The sequence below is a fragment of the Chromohalobacter canadensis genome, assembly GCF_034479555.1.
Taxonomy (GTDB): domain Bacteria; phylum Pseudomonadota; class Gammaproteobacteria; order Pseudomonadales; family Halomonadaceae; genus Chromohalobacter; species Chromohalobacter canadensis.
In genome coordinates, this window is sequence record NZ_CP140151.1 from 1 (window position 1) to 25,763 (window position 25,763).

Genomic DNA, 25,763 nt, shown 5'->3' on the forward strand with positions numbered 1-25,763 from the left:
AGGTCCGTAAAGTACGCATCCGCTGCCGGCGACGGACCTCGTGGCCAGCGGTGGAAGGGTAGCGCAAGTGGCTGACGTGCTTGAGAAATTCGAATCGTTGGTTGGTTTTTCTCGCTTGACAGTGACGCCGGATTCGGTAAAATGCGCCGCACCTCGAAAGGCCCCTGACAACGCCGCGGTTCAAGGCGATGTCAGCGATTGTCACCTCGGCTAACGCCTTGACAATCACGGCGCTTTCGGTAGAATACGCCTTCCTTGCGAGGCGCCCATCGGGCACACGCAAGCAGCTCTTTAACAATCGATCAGGTAATTCATGTGGGCGTTTGCTCAGGATAGGGGTGCCAGTCACGACCTATCAAGGCAAACGACTCGTCAAGGATCTTCGGATCTTTTTGAGAACGTTTTAGTCTTGAACCAAGTTTGGTCCGCTCAACGGACTATCAGACTTTCAACTGAAGAGTTTGATCATGGCTCAGATTGAACGCTGGCGGCAGGCCTAACACATGCAAGTCGAGCGGAAACGATCCTAGCTTGCTAGGAGGCGTCGAGCGGCGGACGGGTGAGTAATGCATAGGAATCTACCCAGTCGTGGGGGATAACCTGAGGAAACTCAGGCTAATACCGCATACGTCCTACGGGAGAAAGCGGGGGCTCTTCGGACCTCGCGCGATTGGATGAGCCTATGTCGGATTAGCTTGTTGGTAAGGTAACGGCTTACCAAGGCGACGATCCGTAGCTGGTCTGAGAGGATGATCAGCCACACCGGGACTGAGACACGGCCCGGACTCCTACGGGAGGCAGCAGTGGGGAATATTGGACAATGGGCGAAAGCCTGATCCAGCCATGCCGCGTGTGTGAAGAAGGCTTTCGGGTTGTAAAGCACTTTCAGCGAGGAAGAAAGCGTGCCGGCCAATACCCGGTACGGACGACATCACTCGCAGAAGAAGCACCGGCTAACTCCGTGCCAGCAGCCGCGGTAATACGGAGGGTGCAAGCGTTAATCGGAATTACTGGGCGTAAAGCGCGCGTAGGCGGCGTGTCACGCCGGGTGTGAAAGCCCCGGGCTCAACCTGGGAACGGCATCCGGAACGGGCAGGCTAGAGTGCAGGAGAGGAAGGTAGAATTCCCGGTGTAGCGGTGAAATGCGTAGAGATCGGGAGGAATACCAGTGGCGAAGGCGGCCTTCTGGACTGACACTGACGCTGAGGTGCGAAAGCGTGGGTAGCAAACAGGATTAGATACCCTGGTAGTCCACGCCGTAAACGATGTCGACTAGCCGTTGGGTCCCTTGAGGACTTAGTGGCGCAGTTAACGCGATAAGTCGACCGCCTGGGGAGTACGGCCGCAAGGTTAAAACTCAAATGAATTGACGGGGGCCCGCACAAGCGGTGGAGCATGTGGTTTAATTCGATGCAACGCGAAGAACCTTACCTACCCTTGACATCCTGCGAACCCGGAAGAGATTCCGGGGTGCCTTCGGGAGCGCAGAGACAGGTGCTGCATGGCTGTCGTCAGCTCGTGTTGTGAAATGTTGGGTTAAGTCCCGTAACGAGCGCAACCCTTGTCCCTATTTGCCAGCGATTCGGTCGGGAACTCTAGGGAGACTGCCGGTGACAAACCGGAGGAAGGTGGGGACGACGTCAAGTCATCATGGCCCTTACGGGTAGGGCTACACACGTGCTACAATGGCCGGTACAAAGGGTTGCGAAAGCGCGAGCTGAAGCTAATCCCGAAAAGCCGGTCTCAGTCCGGATCGGAGTCTGCAACTCGACTCCGCGAAGTCGGAATCGCTAGTAATCGTGCATCAGAATGGCACGGTGAATACGTTCCCGGGCCTTGTACACACCGCCCGTCACACCATGGAAGTGGACTGCACCAGAAGTGGTTAGCTTAACCTTCGGGAGAGCGATCACCACGGTGTGGTTCATGACTGGGGTGAAGTCGTAACAAGGTAGCCGTAGGGGAACCTGCGGCTGGATCACCTCCTTAAACGACCGCGCATCCCCCCTGGGTAAGCGCTCACAATGAATTACCTGATCGAATAGAGCAATGCTCTTTAACAATGTGGAATAAGCTGACAAAGCAAGACGATACGTCTCAAGCGTATCCGGCAAAATCGTGTTCGTCGCCAGGCCAGACCCTTTGGGGTTATATGGTCAAGCGATGAAGCGCATACGGTGGATGCCTAGGCAGCCAGAGGCGATGAAAGACGTTGTAGCCTGCGATAAGGCTCGGTGAGGTGGCAAACAACCTACGACCCGGGCATCTCTGAATGGGGAAACCCACCCAGCATCAGCTGGGTATCCCACCCTGAATTCATAGGGGTTGGGAGGCGAACCGGGGGAACTGAAACATCTAAGTACCCCGAGGAAAAGAAATCAACCGAGATTCCCTAAGTAGCGGCGAGCGAACGGGGACTAGCCCTTAAGTCAATGCACGGTTAGGTGAACGGCCTGGAAAGGCCGGCCATAGTGGGTGATAGCCCCGTAACCGAAAACCCGCATTGGTGAAATCGAGTAGGTCGGGGCACGTGAAACCTTGACTGAAGACGGGGGGACCATCCTCCAAGGCTAAATACTCCTGGCTGACCGATAGTGAACCAGTACCGTGAGGGAAAGGCGAAAAGAACCCCGGCGAGGGGAGTGAAATAGATCCTGAAACCGTATGCGTACAAGCAGTAGGAGCAGACTTGTTCTGTGACTGCGTACCTTTTGTATAATGGGTCAGCGACTTATATTCAGTGGCGAGCTTAACCGACTAGGGGAGGCGTAGGGAAACCGAGTCTTAACAGGGCGATGAGTCGCTGGATATAGACCCGAAACCGGGCGATCTATCCATGGCCAGAGTGAAGGTCAGGTAACACTGACTGGAGGCTCGAACCCAAGTATGTTGAAAAATGCTGGGATGAGCTGTGGATCGGAGTGAAAGGCTAATCAAGCCCGGAGATAGCTGGTTCTCCTCGAAAGCTATTTAGGTAGCGCCTCACGTATCACCGTCGGGGGTAGAGCACTGTTTCGGCTAGGGGGCCATCCCGGCTTACCAACCCGAGGCAAACTCCGAATACCGATGAGTGCAGCGTGGGAGACACACAGCGGGTGCTAACGTCCGTTGTGAAAAGGGAAACAACCCAGACCGTCAGCTAAGGCCCCCAAATTCTGGTTAAGTGGGAAACGATGTGGGAAGGCTTAGACAGCTAGGAGGTTGGCTTAGAAGCAGCCATCCTTTAAAGAAAGCGTAATAGCTCACTAGTCGAGTCGGCCTGCGCGGAAGATGTAACGGGGCTCAAACCAGGTGCCGAAGCTACGGACTCATCCTCTGGATGAGTGGTAGAGGAGCGTCGTGTAAGTCTGTGAAGGGGCGTTGAGAAGCGCGCTGGAGATATCACGAGTGCGAATGCTGACATGAGTAACGATAATGCGGGTGAAAACCCCGCACGCCGGAAGACCAAGGGTTTCTGTTCGACGTCAATCGGAGCAGAGTGAGTCGGCCCCTAAGGCGAGGCCGAAAGGCGTAGTCGATGGGAAACGGGTTAATATTCCCGTACCGGATGTGATTGCGATGGGGGGACGAAGAAGGCTAGGTGAGCCAGGCGTTGGTTGTCCTGGTGAAAGCCGGTAGGCCGAGGGTTCAGGGAAATCCGGATCCTCAAGGCCGAGAGGCGAGACGAACAGACTACGGTCTGGAAGTCATCGATGCCACGCTTCCAGGAAAAGCCTCTAAGCTTCAGATCACATGCGACCGTACCCCAAACCGACACAGGTGGTCAGGGTGAGAATCCCAAGGCGCTTGAGAGAACTCGGGTGAAGGAACTAGGCAAAATGGCACCGTAACTTCGGGAGAAGGTGCGCCGGCATAGGGTGACGGACTTCGCGTCCTGAGCTCGAGCCGGTCGAAGATACCAGGTGGCTGCAACTGTTTATTAAAAACACAGCACTCTGCTAACGCGTAAGCGGACGTATAGGGTGTGACGCCTGCCCGGTGCCGGAAGGTTAATTGATGGCGTTAGCTCCGGCGAAGCGCTTGATCGAAGCCCCGGTAAACGGCGGCCGTAACTATAACGGTCCTAAGGTAGCGAAATTCCTTGTCGGGTAAGTTCCGACCTGCACGAATGGCGTAATGATGGCCACGCTGTCTCCACCCGAGACTCAGTGAAATTGAAATCGCCGTGAAGATGCGGTGTCCCCGCGGCTAGACGGAAAGACCCCGTGAACCTTTACTATAGCTTCACACTGGATGCTGATGTTGCTTGTGTAGGATAGCTGGGAGGCTTGGAACCTGGGACGCCAGTCCCAGGGGAGCCACCCTTGAAATACCAGCCTGGCATCATTGGCGTTCTAACTTGGGCCCGTTATCCGGGTCGAGGACAGTGTGTGGTGGGTAGTTTGACTGGGGCGGTCTCCTCCCAAAGCGTAACGGAGGAGCACGAAGGTACCCTCAGCACGGTTGGAAATCGTGCATCGAGTGCAAGAGCATAAGGGTGCTTGACTGCGAGACAGACACGTCGAGCAGGTGCGAAAGCAGGTTCTAGTGATCCGGTGGTTCTGTATGGAAGGGCCATCGCTCAACGGATAAAAGGTACTCCGGGGATAACAGGCTGATACCGCCCAAGAGTTCACATCGACGGCGGTGTTTGGCACCTCGATGTCGGCTCATCACATCCTGGGGCTGAAGTCGGTCCCAAGGGTATGGCTGTTCGCCATTTAAAGTGGTACGCGAGCTGGGTTTAGAACGTCGTGAGACAGTTCGGTCCCTATCTGCCGTGGGCGTTGGAGATTTGAGAAGGGCTGCTCCTAGTACGAGAGGACCGGAGTGGACGCACCTCTGGTGTTCCGGTTGTCACGCCAGTGGCATTGCCGGGTAGCTATGTGCGGACGGGATAACCGCTGAAAGCATCTAAGCGGGAAGCCCCCTTCAAGATGAGATCTCCCCGAGGCCTCGAGCCTCCTGAAGGGCCCAGCGAGACCAGCTGGTTGATAGGCACGGTGTGGAAGCGCTGCAAGGCGTTGAGCTAACGTGTACTAATGGCCCGTGAGGCTTGACCATATAACACCCAAAGGGTCTGGTGACGAGCCGATCCCGGATGCGTGTGAGACGATCGCGTCAGCTTATTCCCGATTGCGTCGTGGCCCGAGGGGCCATGACACCCGTTTCGCCTGACGACCATAGCGAGCGTGTCCCACCTGATCCCATGCCGAACTCAGCAGTGAAACCGCTTAGCGCCGATGGTAGTGTGGGGCTTCCCCATGCGAGAGTAGGTCATCGTCAGGCATTTATTTCGAACCCCGGCCCTTGGTCGGGGTTCACTCGTTTAGGGGCCTCCCCATGGCGAGTCCCGGAACGCCGCCCACCGGTTGGCCGGCCCGAGTATCGTCAGGCATTGCGTCTAAAACCCCAGCTTCATTCGAAGTTGGGGTTTTGTCGTTTATGTGTCGGGTCCCGTGTGATTGACTACCCGCTTGGTAAATAACTCAGGACGCTTGGTCTGCCATTCCTTCATCATCGCAATCGGTGATTGATGGTGCAGCGCCTTCTGCGGGATGTGGTGATTGTACAGCCAGGTGTAGCGTTTGAGCGTCTGCTCCAGGTCCTCGCCTGAGGTATAGCGCCGAGTCGCCAGCACATCGCTGATACGGCCGTTGAAGCGCTCCACCATGCCGTTTGTCTGCGGTCTTCCCGGCTTGATCAGACGGTGCTCGATACCAAGGGCCTGGCACTCTTGGTCAAACGGGTGATTCCCGCTGGGCTTGCGCTCCCCCGCCCGCGTGAAGCGATCGGTGAATGACTTGCCGTTGTCGGTCAGTACCGTCTGGACCTGGAAGGGAGCCTTCTCCTCCACCCGCTTCATGAACGCCCGCGCATCCTTCGCGGACTGGCTGCGTCTCACCTCCAGATGGACCCAGCGCGTGGCGCGATCGATGGCGACGTACAGGTAGCGTTTTTGCTCCTCATCGGGCATCCGGGGCAGGTGCTTGATGTCGATGTGCACGTAGCCCGGCTCATAATCTTTGAAGGGCTTGTGCCGGGGTTTCTCATCGTCGCCCGCGTCCCGTCTAGACAGCTCTGCCAGTGTCGGCACCTCGCGCCGCTTGAGCATGCGATGCAGACCAGAACGCGACAAGCCAGGATTGAGGAACTCACGCGCCACGACGAGCAGATCATCCAGGCCGAGGCGCAGGAATTCGCGCGCCGCGATCAGCACCTCTTCCTGTTCGGAAGTGAGCGTGGCCAGCAGGTTGTGACGCGTGTGCGGTCGGTCCTGGACATCGTCACGGTACCGCCAGCGCCGGATGGTCGAGACGGCGACGCCGTACTGGCGTGCTAGCTCGCTGTCGCTGATGCTGGAAGGCGCTGCCTGGATCTCGGCCCGGATCTTCGGAGTGGTGGTCGCCTGTTTATGTAGCTTGATGTCCATATCCTTGCTCCCGGATGAACTGGTGAAGAAGCTCCTTGGCGGCCAGCAAAGGATAACTTCTATAGCTCATCTGATCATCCGGGACCCTACATTTATGGGCCTCTACCCACATGCACGTCTAAGCAGTACAATTCGCGGCAAGAATCCACTCTTTTCAGTCAGATGCTTTATCAGCATCGACTGCCGCAAATCAGCGAAGTATATCGATGTCAGACACTCAAGTGGCTAAAGAAGCAGAATTACGCCGGACCTTCGCCATTATCTCGCACCCCGACGCCGGCAAGACCACCATTACCGAAAAAATGCTCCTGTTTGGCAACGCGATTCAGCTCGCTGGCTCGGTCAAGAGCAAGCGCGATGAACGTCATGCGACCTCCGATTGGATGAAGATGGAGCAGGAGCGTGGCATCTCGGTAACGACTTCCGTGATGCAGTTCCCGTACAACGGTCGGATCGTCAATTTGCTCGATACGCCTGGCCACGAAGACTTTTCCGAGGATACTTACCGAACGCTGACGGCCGTGGATTCGGCGCTGATGGTGATCGATGGCGCCAAAGGGGTCGAGGACCGTACTATCAAGCTGATGGATGTCTGTCGTTTGCGGACGACGCCAATTCTGACATTCATCAATAAGATGGACCGTGATATCCGTGACCCGGTCGAGGTGATGGATGAAGTCGAGACGGTACTGAACATTCAGTGTGCCCCGATGACTTGGCCGGTGGGGATGGGGCGCCATTTTCGTGGCGTCTATCACCTCTACAATGATGTCATTCACCTTTACAAGCAGGGCCAAGGCAACCGGATCCCGGAAGATCTACGCATCGAAGGGCTCGATAGCCCCGAGGTCGAGGAAACATTGGGCAAGGATGCTGCGGAGGAATTACGGGCGGAAGTCGAGTTGGTTCGCGGCGCGTCTCATACTTTCGATCTTGATGCATACCGCCGCGGCGATCTCACCCCGGTGTACTTTGGAACGGCCATGGGGAATTTCGGGGTGCGTGAAATGCTCGATGGTTTCGTCGAATATGCGCCCTCACCGTTAGCCCGCGATACCAATAAGCGCACCGTAGAAGCAAGTGACGAACGTTTCACCGGTTTCGTGTTCAAGATCCAGGCTAATATGGATCCCAAGCACCGTGACCGGGTTGCCTTCTTACGGGTGTGTTCAGGGAAGTACGACAAGAACATGAAGATGCGCCACGTGCGCATTGGTAAAGACGTCAAGATTGCCGATGCACTGACGTTCATGGCATCTGACCGTTCTCATGTCGAAGAAGCGTGGCCCGGCGACATCATCGGATTGCATAACCATGGCACGATTCAGATCGGCGATACCTTCACTCTGAACGAGGATATGCGCTTCACGGGTATTCCGCACTTTGCGCCCGAGCTTTTCAAACGTGTGCGATTGCGTGATCCGCTCAAGATGAAGGCCCTGCAAAAAGGGTTGAAGCAGCTCTCGGAGGAGGGCGCGACGCAGGTGTTCATGCCGATGGACAACAACGACTTGATTGTCGGTGCCGTCGGGTCACTACAGTTCGATGTCGTCGCGCATCGCCTGAAGCAGGAGTACAAGGTCGATTGCCTTTATGAGCCGGTCAACGTACAAACCGCGCGTTGGGTATATTGCAACGATGCCAAGATGCTTGATGAGCTGAAGCGCAAGGCCAGCACCAACCTTGCCTGGGACGGTGGAGACTATCTCACTTATCTGGCGCCGACGCGCGTCAACCTGCAGATGACACAGGAGCGTTGGCCGGACGTTGAATTCCGAGCCACGCGCGAACACTAAGTCCCGCTAGCATTTCGTCTTCGCCGACTCATCCCCATCGTATGCGTCGGCGAGAGAGGCACACCATGTCTGCGACTCTGATCGATGCCCATTGTCATCTCGATTTCGATGTCTTCGATGAAGACCGCGATGCTGTACTGGCGCGTGCGGCCAAGGCTGGAGTGGGACATTACATTGTTCCGGGGACGACGCGTGAGCGTTGGCCACAGGTAGCCGCTCTTGGGCGACGTTCAGAGATCAGTGTCTGCTATGGGTTGCACCCTTACTTTCTTCAGGCCCATACGCCCGAAGATACTAACGCTCTTGAAGCCCAGCTCGACGCCTACCCGGATACCGTCGCCCTCGGCGAATGTGGCATCGACGCGCGTCTTGATGATCTCGATCGCCAATGGCAACTCTTCGATGCGCAATTACGCATCGCTAAGCGGCGCCACCTGCCGGTTGTGATTCACTGTGTCCAGGCCAACGATCAAGTGGTAAAGCGCTTGCGCCAGCTCGCATTGCCTGCCGGTGGCCTGATACACGCGTTCTCGGGGAGCCCCGAACAGGCTCAAGGCTTCCTGGAGGCGGGCTTCGTTCTGGGGATCGGCGGGGGCGCGACCTATGCACGCGCTAAGCGCCTACGGCGCGCTATACGTTCGCTGCCCGACGATGGTTATGTCCTCGAGACCGATAGCCCGGATATGCCGCTGTACGGCGAGCAAGGGCGACGCAATGAGCCAGCCCGAGTTCATGCTGTGTGTGAAACGGTGTCTGAGCTCCGAGAACAGTCCTATGCCGCGGTGGCAATGCAGAGCACCGCCACCGCGCGCCGCCTATTCGGATTGGTGCCACATCAAGCCTGAAGAGACATACTTTCTGGATCGACGCGTTCGATCGCATAGGGTAACGCTAGACGCTTGAGTGGAACGCCATCGATGTTGAGCTCGCGAGGTTCATCGCGCTGCGTAATGATAGCGAGTACTTCGGCTTTTCCGTCAGCGTTCAGGGCAGCGCACACGACGTCGCCTTGAGATTTGCCGTTAGTGTCGTGTACGGGCGTTCCGAGCGTCGGTAGCGTGTCGCTTTCCAGTTGAGCACGCAGCAGACGTTTCTTGACCTGGCCACGGAAATGCGAACGCGCGACCACTTCTTGTCCGGTGTAACACCCTTTGCGAAAGCTGATACCACCCAAGGCTTCCCAGTTGATCATCTGCGGAAGATAACTGTCACGTTGCGCATCGCCCAACCAGGCGAGTCCGGCTTGGATATCCTGCAGACGCCATACGGCGTTGCCGACGGGCGTTGCGATGTTCTCGAAAGCCTTCCATAGGGGCAAGGCCGTGGCCTCGGGAGCGACGATCATGAAGCGAGGCATCGGGCCTGGGTGGTGTAGTATGACCGCAGCCTCGCTTTGAGCCATGGCCCATGTGTCAGGGGGAGTGGCATCGAGTTGTGCTTCGACCTGAGCTGCCGCGTTCTCACCCAGCACGCCGAATATCTGTGTTTCCGGCCGCGTGATCTCGACCTTGTAAAAGGGCGCGTATTTCGCGAGGTGCGCGTGCAACGGGTCTACTACGCCGATATCCAGCAGGAGCCAATAGCGTGTCTCGTCCACACGCATCAATTGGCCGTTGGCAAGCATGCGCCCCTTGGGCGAGCAAAATGCCGTTAAAGGCGCGAACTCGCCATTGGCAAGTTCAACCTGGGCGCTGGTCTGCCCCTGGAGAAAACGTTCGGCATCGGGACCGGCAATTTCCATGATCGAGTACTGTGGCAACGGGGCAATTGCCGTGGACGACAAAGGCACGTGAGCCTGGGACACGGCCTCGCCGAAGTGCCACTCATTCTCTGCTGCACGCACTAGCCCTTGCGTTTCAAGATGACTGATCCAATCGTTCATGGAATAACTCCGTATCGCGAACGCGGCGGTCGCTCGACTGTATTCAAATGCCATCCTCGAATATCAGGGCGGGCAAGGGATTTTCCAACCACCGCGGCACCATCGTTGTGCCATGATAAACTCCCCGGCAAACGAATGAACGAATGGAGAAGACCCCATGGCGCGTATAGCACTGACCTTCGAGCAGGTCGACAGTGCCGAGGATGTCAATCGCATCACCACGGCCCTTATGGAGATGGACGGCGTCGAGGAGGCCGAGGTCGGCCGTCATGGCGCCGACGTGGAAGGGCGCGTGCGGCGCGAGGCGTTGCTGCAAACCATCCAGGCGCTGGGGTACAAGGCACACTGACTGTCACACGAGAGGTAGCCATGACGATCACGGTCATCACGCAGCGCGACGGCTCGCTTCGCCAGCAGGCGACGGTAAAGGAATTTTCGGCGTTGGCGGTGGATGCTCCGCGAGAGGTGGGCGGGGATGAAAGTGCGCCTGATCCGCACGACTATTTCGATCTGTCGCTCGGTGCGTGCAAGGCCATGACGGCCCTGATGTACGCGCGACGTAAGCAATTGCCCGTGGAAACGATCACCGCGACCGTCGAGCGTGACGCCAGTGATGAGGCCCGAGGTCATTACCGGCTTACCGTTACCCTGGCGTTTGAGGGGGTCGATGATCCTGAGACGCTGAACCGTCTGCTCGAGATTGCCGATCGCTGCCCGATACAACGCCTGATGACCGCCAGCGAGGTGGACATCACTACACGCCCAGCCTGACCGCAACCGCGGTCAAGGCTTGAACGGCCCTTACCTCGCCCTTATGTGAGACTCATGAGCAAACCCTTTCGCATTCAGTCGCAATTCCAGCCTGCAGGCGATCAGCCGGCGGCTATTGAAGGCCTGATACATGGCTACAATGCTGGACTTGCGCATCAAACACTGCTCGGTGTCACCGGGTCCGGGAAAACGTTCACCATGGCCAACGTGGTGGAGCGCCTACAGCGTCCGACCATTGTGATGGCCCCGAACAAGACGTTAGCCGCCCAGCTTTACGGCGAGTTCAAGAGCTTTTTCCCCGATAACGCGGTCGAGTATTTCGTTTCGTATTACGACTACTATCAGCCGGAAGCCTATGTGCCGTCGTCGGACACCTTCATCGAGAAGGATGCCTCGATCAACGACCATATCGAGCAGATGCGTCTCTCGGCGACCAAAGCGCTTCTGGAGCGTCGTGATTCGCTGATCGTGGTATCCGTCTCGGCCATTTACGGCTTGGGTGATCCCGATCAGTACTTGAAGATGCGTTTGCACTTCAATCGTGGCGAACTGATCGATCAGCGTACCTTCCTGCGGCGCCTCGCCGAACTGCAATATACCCGCAACGACATGGATTTTCGTCGCGGGACCTATCGCGTTAGAGGAGATGTCATCGACGTCTTCCCGGCAGATGCGGAAGACGAAGCAGTGAGGGTGGAGCTTTTCGATGACGAGATCGAGACCATCAGCCTGTTCGACCCTCTGACCGGCGAAGTGCGTGGCAAGGTGCCGCGTATGACGATTTATCCCAAGAGCCACTACGTGACACCGCGTGAGACGATTCTCGGCGCCGTGGATGACATCAAGGCCGAGCTGGCCGAGCGGTTGGACTGGTTGCGCAAGAACGACAAGCTCGTCGAAGCCCAGCGTCTTGAGCAGCGTACGCTTTATGACATCGAAATGATGCTCGAACTGGGATATTGCAACGGCATCGAGAACTACTCGCGCTATCTTTCGGGCCGCGCGCCGGGCGAGCCACCCCCGACGTTCTTCGATTATCTCCCGGATGACGCGCTGTTGTTCATCGATGAATCTCACGTCAGCGTTCCCCAAGTGGGCGGTATGTACAAGGGGGACCGTTCACGCAAGGAAACGCTGGTCGAATACGGCTTCCGGCTACCCTCGGCATTGGACAATCGTCCAATGAAGTTCGAGGAATGGGAGCGTATCTGCCCGCAGGCTACCTTTGTTTCTGCGACGCCGGGCAAGTATGAAGCAGAACATGCAGGCCAGGTCGTCGAGCAGGTCGTGCGTCCCACTGGCTTGGTCGATCCCGAAATCGAAGTGCGGCCGGCAGGTACGCAGGTAGATGATTTGCTCTCCGAGATTCGGCTGCGTGCCGATGTAGGGGAGCGCGTTCTGGTGACAACGTTGACCAAACGCATGGCCGAAGATCTCACCGAGTATTTCGACGAGCACGATGTCCGTGTTCGCTACCTGCACTCCGATATCGATACCGTTGAGCGCATCGAAATCATTCGCGACTTGCGGCTGGGGAAATTTGATGTGCTCGTAGGCATCAACCTGCTGCGAGAGGGGCTAGATATCCCGGAAGTCTCGTTGGTGGCGATACTCGATGCCGATAAGGAGGGCTTCCTGCGCGCTGAACGTTCACTGATTCAGACCATCGGGCGTGCGGCGCGTAACGCGCACGGCAAGGCGATTCTTTACGGTGACCGGATCACGGATTCGATGCGTCGGGCGATGGATGAAACCGAACGCCGTCGTGAAAAGCAGATCGCGTTCAACGAAGAGAATGACATCACGCCCAAGACGGTGACGAAGTCGGTTGCCGACATCATGGAAGGGGCTCAGACACCTGGTAAGAAAACGGGACATAAGCGCCCCGACAAGCGTGTCGCCGAAGCCCCGGGCGACTACAGTGCCGAGCAGCTCAATCAGATGGATGCCGCAGGCCTGACGCGGGAAATCGGCAAGCTCGAGGACGCCATGCATGAAGCGGCGCAAAATCTGGAGTTTGAAGAAGCCACGCGGCTGCGCGATCAGCTGCAATCCCTGAAGGCACGGTTGCTTGAATTGGGGTAATGGCGATCTATAATTTTATACCGTTATCTCCTACTCCAACTCATCAAAAAAAGCACTCATCATCCTTGTAGACTTTGGGCGATTACCTCAAGCGTAATCGCTCATTTTCGGTATAATCCTGCGTTTGTTTCTCGCGACGTTTCCTGACGGGCCCCTCGCGAGGTGTTACCTACAATAAGGAGCCTCTTTCATGACCGTGATACGCCAGGATGATGTAATCCAGAGCGTGGCCGATGCTTTGCAGTTTATTTCTTACTACCATCCCAAAGACTTCATCGACGCCATGCACGAGGCGTATCTACGTGAGGAGAATCCCGCCGCTCGCGATGCTATCGCTCAGATTCTGATCAACTCTCGAATGTGTGCCGAGGGTCATCGACCGATCTGTCAGGATACAGGCATCGTGACAGTATTCGTCGAGATTGGTATGAACGTACGCTGGGAAGCCGATATGAGCCTCGACGACATGATCAACGAGGGTGTCCGCCAGGCGTATAAGCTCCCCGATAATGTCCTGCGTGCCTCGGTATTGTCCGATCCTGATGGCAAGCGTCAGAATACCGGCGACAACACGCCAGCAGTCATCCATCACAAGCTGGTCCCCGGCGACAAGGTTGAGATCCACGTCGCGGCAAAAGGGGGTGGGAGCGAAGCCAAGTCCAAGTTTGCGATGCTCAATCCCTCCGACAATGTCGCCGAGTGGGTCTTGGAGCAGTTACCCAAGATGGGAGCGGGGTGGTGCCCGCCGGGCATGCTCGGCATTGGCATCGGCGGCACCGCTGAAAAGGCCATGGAACTCGCCAAGGAAGCCTTGCTCGATCCCATCGACATTCAGGATCTAAAGGCACGTGGTGCTGTGAATCGTGCGGAGGAGCTGCGTCTCGAACTCTTCGAGCAAGTCAACCGCACCGGCATCGGTGCGCAAGGGTTGGGTGGACTGACCACCGTGCTCGATATCAAGGTCAAAGATTATCCCACCCACGCTGCCAATAAACCGGTCGCTATCATTCCCAACTGCGCAGCTACACGCCACGTTCATTTTACGCTGGATGGCAGCGGTACAGCGTCACTGCCCGTTCCGACGCTGGAAGACTGGCCGCAAATCACACGTGAAACGGGTGACAACGTCAAGCGAGTGAACCTGGACACAGTCACAGCGGAAGAAGCGGCCTCCTGGCAGCCGGGCGATACGCTGCTGCTCAATGGGAAGCTGCTGACTGGCCGCGATGCCGCACACAAGCGCATGGTTGATATGCTGTCCAAAGGCGAGCCTCTGCCAGTCGATTTGCGTGGACGCTTCATCTATTACGTAGGGCCTGTCGATCCGGTTGGCGACGAAGTCGTCGGTCCTGCTGGCCCCACGACTGCGACGCGCATGGATAAGTTCACGCGGACCATGCTCGAGCAGACTGGTCTCCAAGGGATGGTCGGCAAGGCCGAACGGGGACCGATGGCGATCGAGGCGATCCGCGACAACGGAGCCGTTTACCTGATGGCAGTGGGAGGGGCTGCATACTTGGTGGCCCAAGCGATCAAGAAATCCCGTGTGGTCGCCTTCGAGGATCTTGGGATGGAGGCGATTTATGAGTTTGACGTCGAAGACATGCCAGTGACCGTCGCCGTCGACAGTCGAGGCGAATCGGTCCACCAGATCGGTCCGGCGAAATGGAAAGAGATTATCGCCGCGAGTGCCTGATCATGCGATGATCGTTGCCTCAGGCCCCGTGCATACGGGGCCTGATTTTTAACCAGCGAGCGCTTCGAAGGTTTCAGGGAGGAGCCGACATGACGTCCGGACTGATCGGTATCCTGATCGTCATAATCCATGTGCTTGGCGCGTTGTCCGCCATCATGGCATTGATGTCGAGTCGCACCTCTCAAGGGGCGGTTGCCTGGATCGTTACGCTTTTGACGTTTCCTTATCTGGCCGTTCCTATCTATTGGGTCTTCGGACGCCCACGTTTCTACGGGTATACCTCCGCGCGCGGCGAACGCGACAGCGTACTACGTCAGGTACTATTGCGTTTCAGGCCTCGGCTCGAGCCTTTCTTTTCCCGTCCCTCGTTTGACACCACGCGGATCCAAGCCGTCGAGCGCTTGGCCATGATGCCCATGAGCACGGGCAATCGCGCTGAACTGCTCATCGATGGGGAACAAACCTTCCAGAGCTTACTGGAGGGAATCGATGCCGCACGCGAATATATTCTCGTACAGTTTTTCATTTTCCGTGCCGATGAAATCGGCACTTTGTTCAAGCAGCACTTGATGCGTCGGGCAGAACAGGGAGTGCGAGTGTGCCTGCTCTACGACGAAATCGGCAGCCGCAGTTTACCGAATGACTACTTGCACGAGTTATCGCAAGCGGGCATTGAGGTAACGGCCTTCAACTCATCGCGCGGTTGGCGGCACCGTTTCCAGATCAACTTCCGCAACCACCGCAAGATCGTGGTCGTCGACGGGCGTGAGGGCTGGACCGGCGGCTTCAATGTAGCCGATGAATATCTAGGGAGAGTGGCGCGATATGGTCCCTGGCGCGATACCCATCTCAAGCTCACCGGGCCAAGCGTGATGGGGTTGCAGGAAGCTTTCTGGGAGGACTGGTACTGGGCCACTGAAGAGATATTGTCCCTGAACTGGGAACCATCGATCACCTGCGATGAGTGTCAGCACGTGGTGATCGTGCCCTCCGGGCCGGCTGATAACTGCGAGACGGCAAGCCTGCTGATTCAACATGTCATTCACGGGGCCCATGAACGACTGTGGGTGACCAGCCCGTACTTCGTCCCGGATCAGGGAGTGCAAGATGCCTTGAAGCTTGCCGCATTGCGTGGTGTCGATGTACGCGTGATGATCCCCGAGCGCCCCGACCACTTGCTAGTCTTCCTCTCGGCTTTTTCCTTCTTGCCCGAGATGATTCGTCACGGTGTGCGTATTTTTCGCTACCAGCCGGGGTTCCTGCACCAGAAAGTCGTCCTGGTCGACGACGAGACGGCGCTGGTCGGATCGGTCAATCTTGATAACCGATCGTTTCGACTCAATTTCGAGATTACCGCGTATGTCCCCGATGCGACGTTTGCCGGTCAGGTCGAGGACATGCTACGCCGGGATTTTGCGGCATGCCGCGAGGTATCGTTGGACGAACTCAACAACCGCCCCATCTGGCGTAAACTCATCTCCCGCGCGGCGTATCTGCTCGCGCCCATACAATGACAATCGTGGCGTGTGGTGACACAGCGTCCATATGTTTGCGGCTGTCGTACATTTACTGCGTGACCACCAGGAGTGCCGGTGAATCTTGAAACCAAGTGGCTCGAAGATTTCGTTGCCCTCGCCAATACACGCAGTTTTTCCGCTTCAGCGAGGCAACGGCACGTCACCCAGCCTGCTTTCAGCCGACGTATCCGCTCCCTGGAACAAGCCGTGGGTGCCACCTTGGTCGACCGTTCCACGACCCCTATCGGGCTGACACCGGAAGGGCAGTTGTTCCTGGTCACGGCACGCAGCATGGTCGAGCAGTTGAGCGAATGCCTCGCCCATTTGCGCGGCCTGTCGATGGCCAACGAAGCGCTCGATATTGTCGCCGCGCACTCGCTGGCGTTGACGTTTTTCCCGCGTTGGATTTCACGCTTGCAAAAAGGTGTGGGTGAACTTCCGACGCGGCTGGTGGCCATGAACGTCGGGGATGCCATTCATGTGTTGCGCGAAGGCAACTGCGACCTGATGCTGGCGTACTATGATCCCTATGCCAGCATGCAGCTCGACGGCGAAGCCTTTCCTTCATTTTCCATCGGTCAGGTGAAAATGCTGCCGGTTTGCGTGCCCAACGCCGACGGCACTCCAAGCTTTGCGCTGGACGACGAGGAGGGCATCCCGTTTCTCGCCTATACCCAAGGCGCCTTTCTGGGACGTAGCGTACGTATGCTGCTCAAGAACGACCCGCTACGCATGCGCCTCAAGACCGTCTATGAGACTGCCATGGCGGAAGGCCTCAAGGGCATGGCCCTGCAAGGGGTCGGCATGGCGTGGATTCCCGATTTCTGCATACGCGAAGAACTCGCCGCAGGGCGCTTGGTCCGTGCGGGAGACCCGCAATGGGATATTCCCCTAGAGATTCGCCTGTACCGGTGTTCATTGGTGCACAAACCCGGCGTCGAGAAGCTCTGGCGACAGATGATGAAGTTGCCGCGCGATTTTTTGCAGGCATGAACATTGGCAACAAGCCTCATCATGGCGTGGCCATGCCGGCCGGCAAACCCAGAAAGTTCTGAATGATGAAGAAATGGTCCTCGAACAACGCCTCGGGGTCGAGGTCGGCCAACGCCACCCAGTGGGCTTGCTCGCCACTGCGCGAAGGCTTGAGCCGGGGGAGTTGCTGTTCGGGCCGCAGGGCAAAATAGAAAGCCTGCGCCAAGGTACGCCCGCGCCAACTGCGGTGGGGGTCATCGAACAAGCGCTGGCCACGTAGCGAACCTTTGAGCACGGCTTCGGGAATCTTTAGGCGCACCCGCTCACGCAGCTCGCGCAAGCAGGCATCCAGCAAGCGCTCCTGGGGTTGAATGAAGCCTCCCGGCAAGGCGAGCAGCCCCTTTCCGGGCGCTGCTCGCCGCTCGACCAGCAGCACATGCCCGGATTGCACCACGACAGCATCGACGGTCACGAACACCGGCGGATAGGGCGCCTGGGCCCAGGCCTCACGATACTGATCGAGCAGATGCTGCTCTTCCCACAATTGCGCGCATTCGGGCGTTTCGAGAAAGCGCCGCAGCACATCGCGGACCGGCGCCGACAGGCCGCTGCTTTCCTCGCGCGCCAAATAATCGCCTGCCAATGCCGGCTGACCGAACAACGCCTCTCGAATGCGACTGGCCGAGACATCGCTGACCAGAGGGACGCTGACCGACTCCCACTGCGGAAACAGCGTGAGATAATAGCTTGACTGACCGCGACTGGCACCGATCAAGCCGATTCGGGGTAACCGGCCATGCTGGGGGACGACTACATCGCGCACCCGGCGCTGTACATCACGTACCCAGACATCATCGTTGTAGAGCGCATCCAGTAACGGCGTGATTTCGAGTCGTGCGTTGTCATCGGCGTCGAAGCACTCACGCAGCATGTCTCGACGCTCCTCGAAGCGCCAGGGGTTGCGCAGTGAACGGGCCTGCCAGGCGGACCCTACCATGACGATCACCTGCCGTGCCTGCTGCAATGCCTCGCGTATGACAGTGATATGCCCCCGATGGGGTGGCTGGAAACGCCCGATGAAAACCAGGCAATCGAAGGCATAGGGTGTATCGGAGGAGGGCAAGGACGTGGTGGCGTTGGACATGAAAGCTCCATCAGCAGGGCCGAGCCATTATGAGCAGCCAGTCGGGCCTCTGCAATATAAGCAGTGGTCGGGGCATCTGCGCTATCCTGAGACCAAGCTACGTTGTGCCCGCCACTTATCATTTCCGACAAGGAGCGTCCGTGATCAATCTTTCGCCGCGTTATTGGTACCGAATCGTCGTCAATGCCGCGACCTTATGGCATGAGCACAATGCGTTCAGCTTCGCGGGCTCTCTGGCGTTTTACACCCTGTTTTCACTGGCGCCGACGATCATTATCGCCGTCACCGTGATTGGGCTGGTATTGGGAGAAGACGCCGCGCAAGGCCAGATCGTGGCGCAACTGCAGGACACCATGGGTCAAGACGCCGCCACCGCGATTCAGCAAGCGGTAGCGCAGTCCCGCATCGAAAGCTCCGGCATCTTGCCGACGTTGCTCGGCATCGGCGCACTGGTAATCGGCGCCACGACTGTCTTCGCGCAGATGCAATTCTCCCTCAATACGCTCTGGGGCGTAACGGCGCGTCCCGATCGCAACGGGCTTTGGTTGTTCATCAAGAAACGCCTGCTGTCGCTGACCGTCGTACTGGCGGTGGGTTTTATCCTCATGGTGTCGTTGGTGCTGAGCGTGATGCTGCGCACCTTTTTCAGGTATGCAAGCGACTGGCTGCCGGGTGTCAACGCGCTCCTGGGGAGCGCCGAGTTCTTGGTCTCACTGGCGGTGATTGCGCTTTTTTTCGCCTCTATTTTCAAGGTGTTGCCGGATGTCCTGGTGAGCTGGCGAGATGTTATGGTCGGCGCGATCGTGACGGCGGTACTGTTTGCGATCGGACGCTACGCCATCGCTGCATATCTAGCCTATACCGCCACGGCGTCGACATACGGCGCGGCAGGGTCGGTCGTTCTGGTGTTGCTATGGGTTTACTACAGTTCGCTGATTTTGCTGTATGGCGCCGCTTTTACCCGCACCCATCTCGAAGCGCGTGGTAAGCGTATCGTACCTCGCAACTCCGCCGTCTCGGTCAAACGCGAATTCGTGGATTCGCCAAAATATGCCGAGACTCAAGCGACGCCCGCAAGCAAAGGAGAGGGCCATGCATGAATATTGTCTCAAGGCCTGGATCACCGGGCGCGTGCAAGGCGTCGGATTTCGCGCCGCATCACGCGATCAAGCGTTAAGGGAAGGACTCACGGGGCATGCCAGGAACCTCGGCGACGGCCGCGTCGAAGTGCTGCTATGCGGTGAGCGGGTGGCCGTCGACCGTGTCGTGCGCTGGTTGTGGCAAGGGCCACCGTCGTCGCGCGTTACTCATGTCGAGTGCGAAAAGGTCGATGTCACGCCCCCGAGTGCCTTCGAACTCGGGTGAAACTGCCTCTGAACCGTCCCGGTGCGGGCCGGCAAGGTGAGGGCCACTGACCTCAGTGGGTCAATGTCTCGACGATCCAGTCCACGACGGCCTCACCGTCAGCGTTCATGCACACATCGACGAGTGGTGTGCGTGCCCAGCGTGGGTCGATGAAGGTGCGCTCTTGTGACGCAAACAGCGTCTGTCCCTCGGCATCGCCCTCGGTGACGACATTCAAGTGCCCGCGTGCGGTCGTGAAGAGTTCCGGACGCATCAACCACGCCAAGGCACAACTGTCGTGTGGACAACAGCCGTCGATATCCAGCGCGGTACGGTAGAACGCGCGATAAAACGCATAGCTGCCCGCCAATACGTCGCCCAGCTTGCCTTGGGCCGCGGCGATCTTGTCCATCTGCGCGGGGCCCAGCACACAGCGATGCGTGGCATCGAGCCCCACCAAGGTCAATGGCCAGCCCGCCGTCAAGACACGTGCGGCGGCATGCGGGTCATTGAAGATATTGGCCTCGGCGACGGGCGTGACGTTACCTCCCTCGCGAATCGACCCACCCATGACGACGACCTGTTTGACGCGATCGACGATGCCCGGGTCGAGCTGCAGCGCGGCGGCTAGATTGCCCAGCGGGCCCACGGCAACCAGAGTGATCTCGCCGGGGCGGGCATTGACCTGTTCGACGATGAACTGTGGCGCACTGATTGTCTCGGCGCGATGGCTGGGAGCAGGCAAGGGATGGTTGCCCAGCCCGTTGTCACCGTGGATATGCGCCGGCGCCGGATGCTTGAGCTTGACCAGGGGCGCCGCCGCGCCTTGTGCGACGGGGATGCGCTGATCGGCGAGCTCGGCGAGCAGCAGCGCATTGGTAGTGGCCGTATCGATATCGACATTGCCGTAGGTCGTAGTCATGCCGAGAAGCTCGATCTCGGGGTGTGCCAGGGCGATGGCGATGGCTTGGGCGTCGTCTACGCCAGGGTCGGTATCGAAAATCAGAGGTGTGGTCATGAGAATCCTGTGTCAAATAACGGTCAAGTAACCAGCAAACGTGCCGCAAGGAATCAGTGGCGCAAGATATCGCGTGCTGGCCAGTCACGGGAGGTCGCCGCAACCTCGCTGGCAAGCGGGATGCTTGGCGCCGCGCCGCTTTTTTGAACGCACAAGGCCGCGGCTGTGCTCGCTTCATTCAGGCAGGTTTCGATGGGGGCATTCCGTTGCCGCGCAGCCATGAAGTAACCGATGAAGGTATCGCCGGCCGCGGTCGTATCCACGGCTTCAACAGGGAACGCAGGCAGCTCGAGACGCTGCTCGCCAAACTGATAACGCACGCCATCACGCCCCAGCGTCAACACCAGTTCGACCTCAGGCAGCCGTTGATAGAGGACATCCATGAGTTCGGCGACCCCGGCATGCTCGTCAAGCCCCGCCAGCGCTGCGGCTTCGCCACGATTGAGGAACAGTATCTGGCACAATTCGAGCGGCAACGCATGCACATTTTCCCCTAGGGGCGCAGGGTTGAAAGCGATCTGCATGCCATGGCGCGCGGCAAGCGTCATGACGCTCTCGAGCGCATTGCATTCGTTTTGCAACAAAAGCCAATCATCAGGACTCACCGAAGTCATCAAGGCGTCGAGGTGACGCTCGCTGAAACCGTGATTGGCCCCGGGACTAAGGATGATGGCGTTCTCGGCGTGATCGTCGACCTGAATGATGGCATGCCCGCTGGCCTCGGCGGTGAGTTCGATCAGGGATGTATTGACGCCCGCCTGGGTCAAGATTTCCAGCACCCAGCGATCGTTCTGCGATACACGCCCCCAATGCGTCACGTCACCGCCTGCACGGGCCATGGCCAATGACTGGTTGGCGCCTTTGCCGCCTAGTACCTGGGTAAAGCTCTGGCTGGACAATGTCTCGCCGGGACGCACCAGATGGCTGACACGGTAGACGTAATCGATATTGATGGAACCGTAATTATAAAGCATGCGAGCTCCCGGCTTTAAGGCTCATGTATTAAGCGCGCGAAGCGAGCCATTGATGCAGGTTGTCACACGTCAGGCTGACGACATTGGCGCGAGCTTCCGGCGAGATCCAAGCACTGTGCGGCGTGACGATGAGGTTGAGTGCCTCATCCATGGCTTCGATGAGCGCATGACCTTGACGCGGCGGCTCTTCAGGCAGGCTATCGACGCCGAGCCCGCCAATCGACCCTCCTCGAAGCGCGTCCAACGCTGCCTTTTCATCTATGATACCGCCCCGTGCACAATTGATCAGCAAGGCACCGGGTTTGAAACGGGTCAGCATCTCGGCGTCGACGAGATGCCGTGTCTGATCGGTCAGCGGGCAGTGTAGGCTCAAGACATCGAGTTCACCCGCCAGTGACGCGAGGGAAGGGCGCGAGTCCTGCGCTTCGTTGCCAGGGCGCGCGGCAAAGGTGACGCGCATGCCGAAGGCCTCGGCCAAGCGCGACACGGCGCGACCGAGTTCGCCATGGCCGACGATGACGAGATGCTTGTCGGCCAATTGCAGAGTGCGGTGGTCGAGCAAGCAGAACAATGCACTTTCGTTCCAGCGGCCGGCGGCGACATCGCGCATGTAAAGCGGCAGGCGATTGGCGAGGGCAAGCATCAACATCAGAGTATGTTGCGCCACGCTCGCCGTGCCGTACGCAGAGACGTTACGCACCTCGATGCCGCGATCGCGGGCGGCTTCCATGTCGATATTGTTGGTACCCGTCGCCAATACGCAGATCAATTTTAGATCGGGCAGGGACGCTAGCAGGTCACCGTCCAGCACCACCTTGTTGGTAATCGCGATGTCCGCGTTGCCGAGACGCTCCTGACGTTTCTCGACAGCGGTATGCGCATGGACTTCAAGATGATCGACTGCCGCGTGCAACGGTGAGAGATCAATATCATCGCCAAGGCTGGCGGCGTCGAGAATCACGGCTTTCATGCGACATCCTTTTTCTTTTAACAACGAAGTGAAGTGAGTCTGGCATCGTGGCAGCAAACTGCATGATATCGAGCCCGGATACGCTTGCCCGCTGGGTGGCGCAACGCGCTATAATAAGCGGCTTTCGGAAAAGGCTTGGAAAGTGCGATCTCCGGCCCTATATCCCTGCCACCGCGCGAGCGTCGCGCGGGCGCTTCTTGATGACATGAATGGTGAGAACCATGCCCATCTACGAGTATGAGTGCAAGGCCTGCGGCCATCGCCTGGAAAAGCTACAAAAAGTCAGCGCGGCAGTGTTGACCGATTGTCCAAGCTGCGAGCGCGCAGAATTATCACGCTTGGTCTCCGCGGCGGGCTTTCGCCTGGCCGGCGGCGGATGGTATGAAACCGACTTCAAATCGGGGCAAAAGCGCAATCTCGCGGGAGAGGCTTCCACGCCCTCCACGTCTACCGAGACCGGCGGCAAAACGCCCGCCTGACGCGTTCGGCGCCGTTCGGGCGGCGCCGGCCCCATGAAATACGCAACGAAACAGGATAAGACATGCGCAGTCACTATTGCGGTCAATTGAACGAAACCCAGGTGGATCAGGAAGTCGCACTCTGCGGCTGGGTACATCGTCGTCGCGACCATGGGGGAGTGATCTTCCTCGATTTGCGCGACCGCGATGGTATCGCCCAGGTCGTGGTCGATCCCGATACTCCCGAGGCGTTCGCCAATGCCGATCGTGCCCGCAACGAGTTTGTGCTGCGCATTCGAGGACGCATTCGCCTGCGCCCTGAAGGTACCCAGAACCCCAACATGCCCACCGGCATGATCGAAGTGCTGGCATCGGACGTCGAAGTGCTCAACACGGCAGCCACGCCCCCGTTCCAGCTCGACGAGCATGGCAAGGTCGGCGAGGAAACGCGTCTCAAGCATCGTTACATCGATCTACGTCGCCCGGAGATGATCGACAAACTGCGGCTGCGTTCGCGGATCACGCATAGCGTGCGCGCGTATCTCGAATCCCAAGGGTTTCTGGATATCGAGACGCCGATTTTGACACGTGCGACGCCGGAAGGGGCGCGCGATTACCTGGTGCCGAGCCGTACGCATCCGGGCGAGTTCTTCGCCTTGCCGCAGTCACCGCAGCTGTTCAAGCAGCTCTTGATGGTGTCGGGCTTCGACCGTTATTACCAGATCGCCAAGTGCTTCCGCGACGAAGATCTGCGTGCCGATCGCCAACCCGAGTTCACCCAGATCGACCTGGAGGCGTCGTTCGTCGAAGAAAGCGACATCATGTCAATGACCGAGGACATGATCCGTCAGCTGTTCCAGGACGTGCTCGATGTCAGCCTGCCGGCATTCCCCAAGATGCCGTACAGCGAAGCGATGAACCGTTACGGTTCGGATAAGCCCGACCTGCGTATCCCGCTCGAGCTGATCGATGTCAACGACCTGATGCGCGATGTCGACTTCAAGGTGTTCTCCGGTCCGGCCAAGGCCGATGACGGGCGCGTTGCAGCACTCAAGGTTAGCGGCGGTGCCAAGCTGTCGCGCAAGGAAATCGACGCCTATACCGATTTCGTCAACATCTACGGTGCCAAGGGGTTGGCCTGGATCAAGGTCAACGAGCGTGCCAAGGGCCTCGAAGGGCTGCAATCGCCGATCGTCAAGTTCATGGACGGCGTGGTCGACGAGCTGCTCACCCGTGTCGACGCCCAGGATGGCGACATCATCTTCTTCGGTGCCGACAAGGCACGTGTCGTCAATGAGGCGCTGGGGGCACTGCGCGTCAAGTTGGGCGAAGATCTCGATCTCTATACGCAGGAGTGGGCGCCGTTGTGGGTCGTCGACTTCCCCATGTTTGAAGCTGACGACGCCGGTCGCCTGGCCGCCTTGCACCATCCGTTCACCGCGCCTTCGAGCTCGCCGGAGGCGTTCAAGGCAGACCCCGCCAATGCGCTGTCGCGCGCCTACGACATGGTCTTGAACGGTACTGAGCTGGGTGGCGGCTCCATCCGTATTCATGATCAGGCGATGCAGCGGGCGGTCTTCGAAGTGCTGGGCATCGGCGAGGAAGAAGCCGAGGAGAAGTTCGGCTTCCTGCTCGACGCCCTCCGGTTCGGCGCGCCGCCTCATGGTGGCCTGGCCTTCGGTCTCGACCGTCTGGTCATGCTGATGAGCGGCGCCAAGACGATCCGCGAAGTGATCGCCTTCCCCAAGACGCAGAGTGCCGCCTGCCTGATGACCGACGCTCCGGGCGAGGTCAGCGCCGATCAGCTCAAGGAGCTCAACATTCGCTTGCGTCAGAAGGCGCAGCAAGGTGGCAACGGCGAGGCCTGACGCGCGCCGCTTGCCCCACGCTATTCTCGTTTTCCCGGCGTCGCCTCGGCGCCGGGTGTCCTGCAAACGCGAACGCCTGTTTTTTCAAGGAGTGACGTCGACATGGCAGGCCATAGTAAATGGGCGAACATCAAGCACCGCAAAGCCGCCCAGGATGCCAAGCGCGGCAAGATTTTCAGCAAACTGATCCGTGAACTGACGGTTGCCTCCCGGCAGGGCGGTGGTGAGGTGGCGGACAATCCCCGCCTGCGCGCCGCTATCGACAAGGCGCTGTCCAACAACATGACCAAGGACACCATCCAGCGCGCCATAGAGCGCGGCGCCGGCAATAACGACGGCGACGAGATGGAGGAAACCGTCTACGAGGGCTACGGTCCCGAAGGCGTCGCGGTAATGGTCGAATGCATGACCGACAACCGCAATCGCACGGTCTCCGAGGTGCGTCACGCTTTCAACAAGAATGGCGGTAATTTGGGCACGTCCGGGTCCGTCGCCTTCATGTTCCATAAGCAAGGGCGGTTGACGCTGCCGGAGGGCACCTCCGAAGAGGCCGCCATGGAAGCCACGCTGGCCGCCGAACCCGAAGACATCGTCACTCAGGACGACGGCACGCTCGAGATCGTGACCTCCGTGGAAGGCTTCGGTGCGGTCAAGGACGCGCTAGTCGAGGCGGGCATCGAGCCCTCCGCGAGCGATGTCGGGTCCTATCCCGATAATTACTCCCCCGTCGACGATGTGGATACGGCGCGCAAGGTCCTCAAATTGTTCGACATGCTCGAAGACCTCGACGACGTGCAGAACGTCTATTCCAACGCCGATTTCTCCGATGCCGTCATGGCGGAACTCGAGTGAGTGG

Annotated in this window: 19 protein-coding genes and 3 rRNA genes; 16 read left to right on the top strand and 6 right to left on the bottom strand. The window is 58.5% G+C overall.

Features of this window, described 5'->3' with window-relative positions; translation table 11 throughout:
- Window positions 1-449: 449 nt before the first annotated feature.
- From SR908_RS00005 to rrf, 3 genes are all read left to right on the top strand, one after another.
- A 16S ribosomal RNA gene (locus SR908_RS00005) occupies window positions 450-1,989 on the top strand.
- 165 nt (window positions 1,990-2,154) lie between these two features.
- Window positions 2,155-5,043, top strand: a 23S ribosomal RNA gene (locus tag SR908_RS00010).
- 109 nt (window positions 5,044-5,152) lie between these two features.
- A 5S ribosomal RNA gene (gene rrf, locus SR908_RS00015) occupies window positions 5,153-5,268 on the top strand.
- The 16S, 23S and 5S rRNA genes sit together here, the layout of an rRNA operon.
- Window positions 5,269-5,422: 154 nt before the next feature.
- On the opposite strand, the gene SR908_RS00020 is transcribed toward rrf, so the two are convergent.
- Window positions 5,423-6,412 (bottom strand): IS481 family transposase, encoded by a 990-nt coding sequence (locus SR908_RS00020; RefSeq protein WP_322527376.1) that lies wholly within the window; start codon window positions 6,410-6,412, stop codon window positions 5,423-5,425.
- Window positions 6,413-6,618: 206 nt separating this feature from the next.
- Here SR908_RS00020 and SR908_RS00025 point away from each other — a divergent pair, with 206 nt between their 5' ends.
- Together SR908_RS00025 and SR908_RS00030 are read left to right on the top strand one after the other, a co-directional pair.
- A complete protein-coding gene (locus SR908_RS00025) occupies window positions 6,619-8,208 on the top strand; it encodes a peptide chain release factor 3 (RefSeq protein WP_097023732.1) in 1,590 nt (529 codons plus the stop codon).
- Between the two features lie 65 nt (window positions 8,209-8,273).
- A complete protein-coding gene (locus tag SR908_RS00030) occupies window positions 8,274-9,053 on the top strand; it encodes a TatD family hydrolase (protein WP_097023731.1) in 780 nt (259 codons plus the stop codon).
- On the opposite strand, the gene ygfZ is transcribed toward SR908_RS00030, so the two are convergent.
- Window positions 9,044-10,090 (bottom strand): CAF17-like 4Fe-4S cluster assembly/insertion protein YgfZ, encoded by a 1,047-nt coding sequence (gene ygfZ, locus SR908_RS00035; protein WP_097023730.1) that lies wholly within the window; start codon window positions 10,088-10,090, stop codon window positions 9,044-9,046. The genes SR908_RS00030 and ygfZ overlap by 10 nt on opposite strands.
- A gap of 157 nt (window positions 10,091-10,247) precedes the next feature.
- Between ygfZ and SR908_RS00040 the strand changes: the two genes are divergently transcribed.
- The 6 genes from SR908_RS00040 to SR908_RS00065 all read left to right on the top strand — a co-directional run bounded on the left by SR908_RS00040 (window position 10,248) and on the right by SR908_RS00065 (window position 17,152).
- Entirely contained in the window at window positions 10,248-10,439 is a 192-nt protein-coding gene (locus SR908_RS00040; RefSeq protein ID WP_040241062.1) for a copper-exporting P-type ATPase CopA, read from the top strand.
- 20 nt (window positions 10,440-10,459) lie between these two features.
- Window positions 10,460-10,861: an OsmC family protein gene (locus SR908_RS00045; RefSeq protein ID WP_246921857.1), complete on the top strand. Its 402-nt coding sequence runs from the start codon at window positions 10,460-10,462 to the stop codon at window positions 10,859-10,861.
- A gap of 54 nt (window positions 10,862-10,915) precedes the next feature.
- On the top strand, window positions 10,916-12,946 hold the full coding sequence (uvrB, locus tag SR908_RS00050) for an excinuclease ABC subunit UvrB (RefSeq protein WP_097023728.1): 2,031 nt from the start codon (window positions 10,916-10,918) through the stop codon (window positions 12,944-12,946).
- Between the two features lie 190 nt (window positions 12,947-13,136).
- Window positions 13,137-14,642 carry a fumarate hydratase gene (locus SR908_RS00055; RefSeq protein WP_246921859.1) on the top strand — a complete coding sequence of 502 codons (1,506 nt, stop codon included), beginning with the start codon at window positions 13,137-13,139 and terminating at the stop codon, window positions 14,640-14,642.
- Window positions 14,643-14,731: 89 nt separating this feature from the next.
- Window positions 14,732-16,156, top strand: a complete 1,425-nt coding sequence (gene cls / locus SR908_RS00060; RefSeq protein ID WP_097023726.1) for a cardiolipin synthase — start codon at window positions 14,732-14,734, stop codon at window positions 16,154-16,156.
- A 78-nt stretch (window positions 16,157-16,234) separates the two neighbouring features.
- A complete protein-coding gene (locus tag SR908_RS00065; protein ID WP_246921861.1) occupies window positions 16,235-17,152 on the top strand; it encodes a LysR substrate-binding domain-containing protein in 918 nt (305 codons plus the stop codon).
- A 19-nt stretch (window positions 17,153-17,171) separates the two neighbouring features.
- Here the strand turns inward: SR908_RS00065 and SR908_RS00070 are convergent, their stop codons facing one another.
- On the bottom strand, window positions 17,172-18,275 hold the full coding sequence (locus tag SR908_RS00070) for a bifunctional nicotinamide-nucleotide adenylyltransferase/Nudix hydroxylase (RefSeq protein ID WP_246921863.1): 1,104 nt from the start codon (window positions 18,273-18,275) through the stop codon (window positions 17,172-17,174).
- Window positions 18,276-18,415: 140 nt separating this feature from the next.
- Between SR908_RS00070 and SR908_RS00075 the strand changes: the two genes are divergently transcribed.
- Both SR908_RS00075 and yccX read left to right on the top strand, forming a co-directional pair.
- Window positions 18,416-19,375: a YihY/virulence factor BrkB family protein gene (locus SR908_RS00075; protein WP_246921865.1), complete on the top strand. Its 960-nt coding sequence runs from the start codon at window positions 18,416-18,418 to the stop codon at window positions 19,373-19,375.
- Window positions 19,368-19,640, top strand: a complete 273-nt coding sequence (gene yccX, locus SR908_RS00080; RefSeq protein WP_246921867.1) for an acylphosphatase — start codon at window positions 19,368-19,370, stop codon at window positions 19,638-19,640. The genes SR908_RS00075 and yccX overlap by 8 nt, the downstream gene beginning before the upstream one ends.
- 52 nt (window positions 19,641-19,692) lie before the next feature.
- On the opposite strand, the gene SR908_RS00085 is transcribed toward yccX, so the two are convergent.
- The 3 genes from SR908_RS00085 to SR908_RS00095 are packed head-to-tail and all read right to left on the bottom strand — an operon-like array spanning window position 19,693 to window position 22,581.
- Window positions 19,693-20,637 (bottom strand): nucleoside hydrolase, encoded by a 945-nt coding sequence (locus SR908_RS00085; protein WP_246921870.1) that lies wholly within the window; start codon window positions 20,635-20,637, stop codon window positions 19,693-19,695.
- 53 nt (window positions 20,638-20,690) lie between these two features.
- Window positions 20,691-21,611 (bottom strand): ribokinase, encoded by a 921-nt coding sequence (locus SR908_RS00090; RefSeq protein WP_246921872.1) that lies wholly within the window; start codon window positions 21,609-21,611, stop codon window positions 20,691-20,693.
- 28 nt (window positions 21,612-21,639) lie between these two features.
- A complete protein-coding gene (locus SR908_RS00095; protein ID WP_246921874.1) occupies window positions 21,640-22,581 on the bottom strand; it encodes a D-2-hydroxyacid dehydrogenase in 942 nt (313 codons plus the stop codon).
- A 221-nt stretch (window positions 22,582-22,802) separates the two neighbouring features.
- Here SR908_RS00095 and SR908_RS00100 point away from each other — a divergent pair, with 221 nt between their 5' ends.
- The 3 genes from SR908_RS00100 (at window position 22,803) to SR908_RS00110 (ending at window position 25,759) form a co-directional block, all read left to right on the top strand.
- Complete coding sequence (locus tag SR908_RS00100; protein ID WP_246921876.1) at window positions 22,803-23,060, top strand: FmdB family zinc ribbon protein; 258 nt, start codon at window positions 22,803-22,805, stop codon at window positions 23,058-23,060.
- A gap of 62 nt (window positions 23,061-23,122) precedes the next feature.
- Window positions 23,123-24,907, top strand: coding sequence for an aspartate--tRNA ligase (gene aspS, locus SR908_RS00105; RefSeq protein ID WP_246921878.1), 1,785 nt, complete (start codon window positions 23,123-23,125; stop codon window positions 24,905-24,907).
- Window positions 24,908-25,009: 102 nt separating this feature from the next.
- Entirely contained in the window at window positions 25,010-25,759 is a 750-nt protein-coding gene (locus SR908_RS00110) for a YebC/PmpR family DNA-binding transcriptional regulator (protein WP_246921880.1), read from the top strand.
- The last annotated feature ends 4 nt before the right edge of the window (window positions 25,760-25,763 follow it).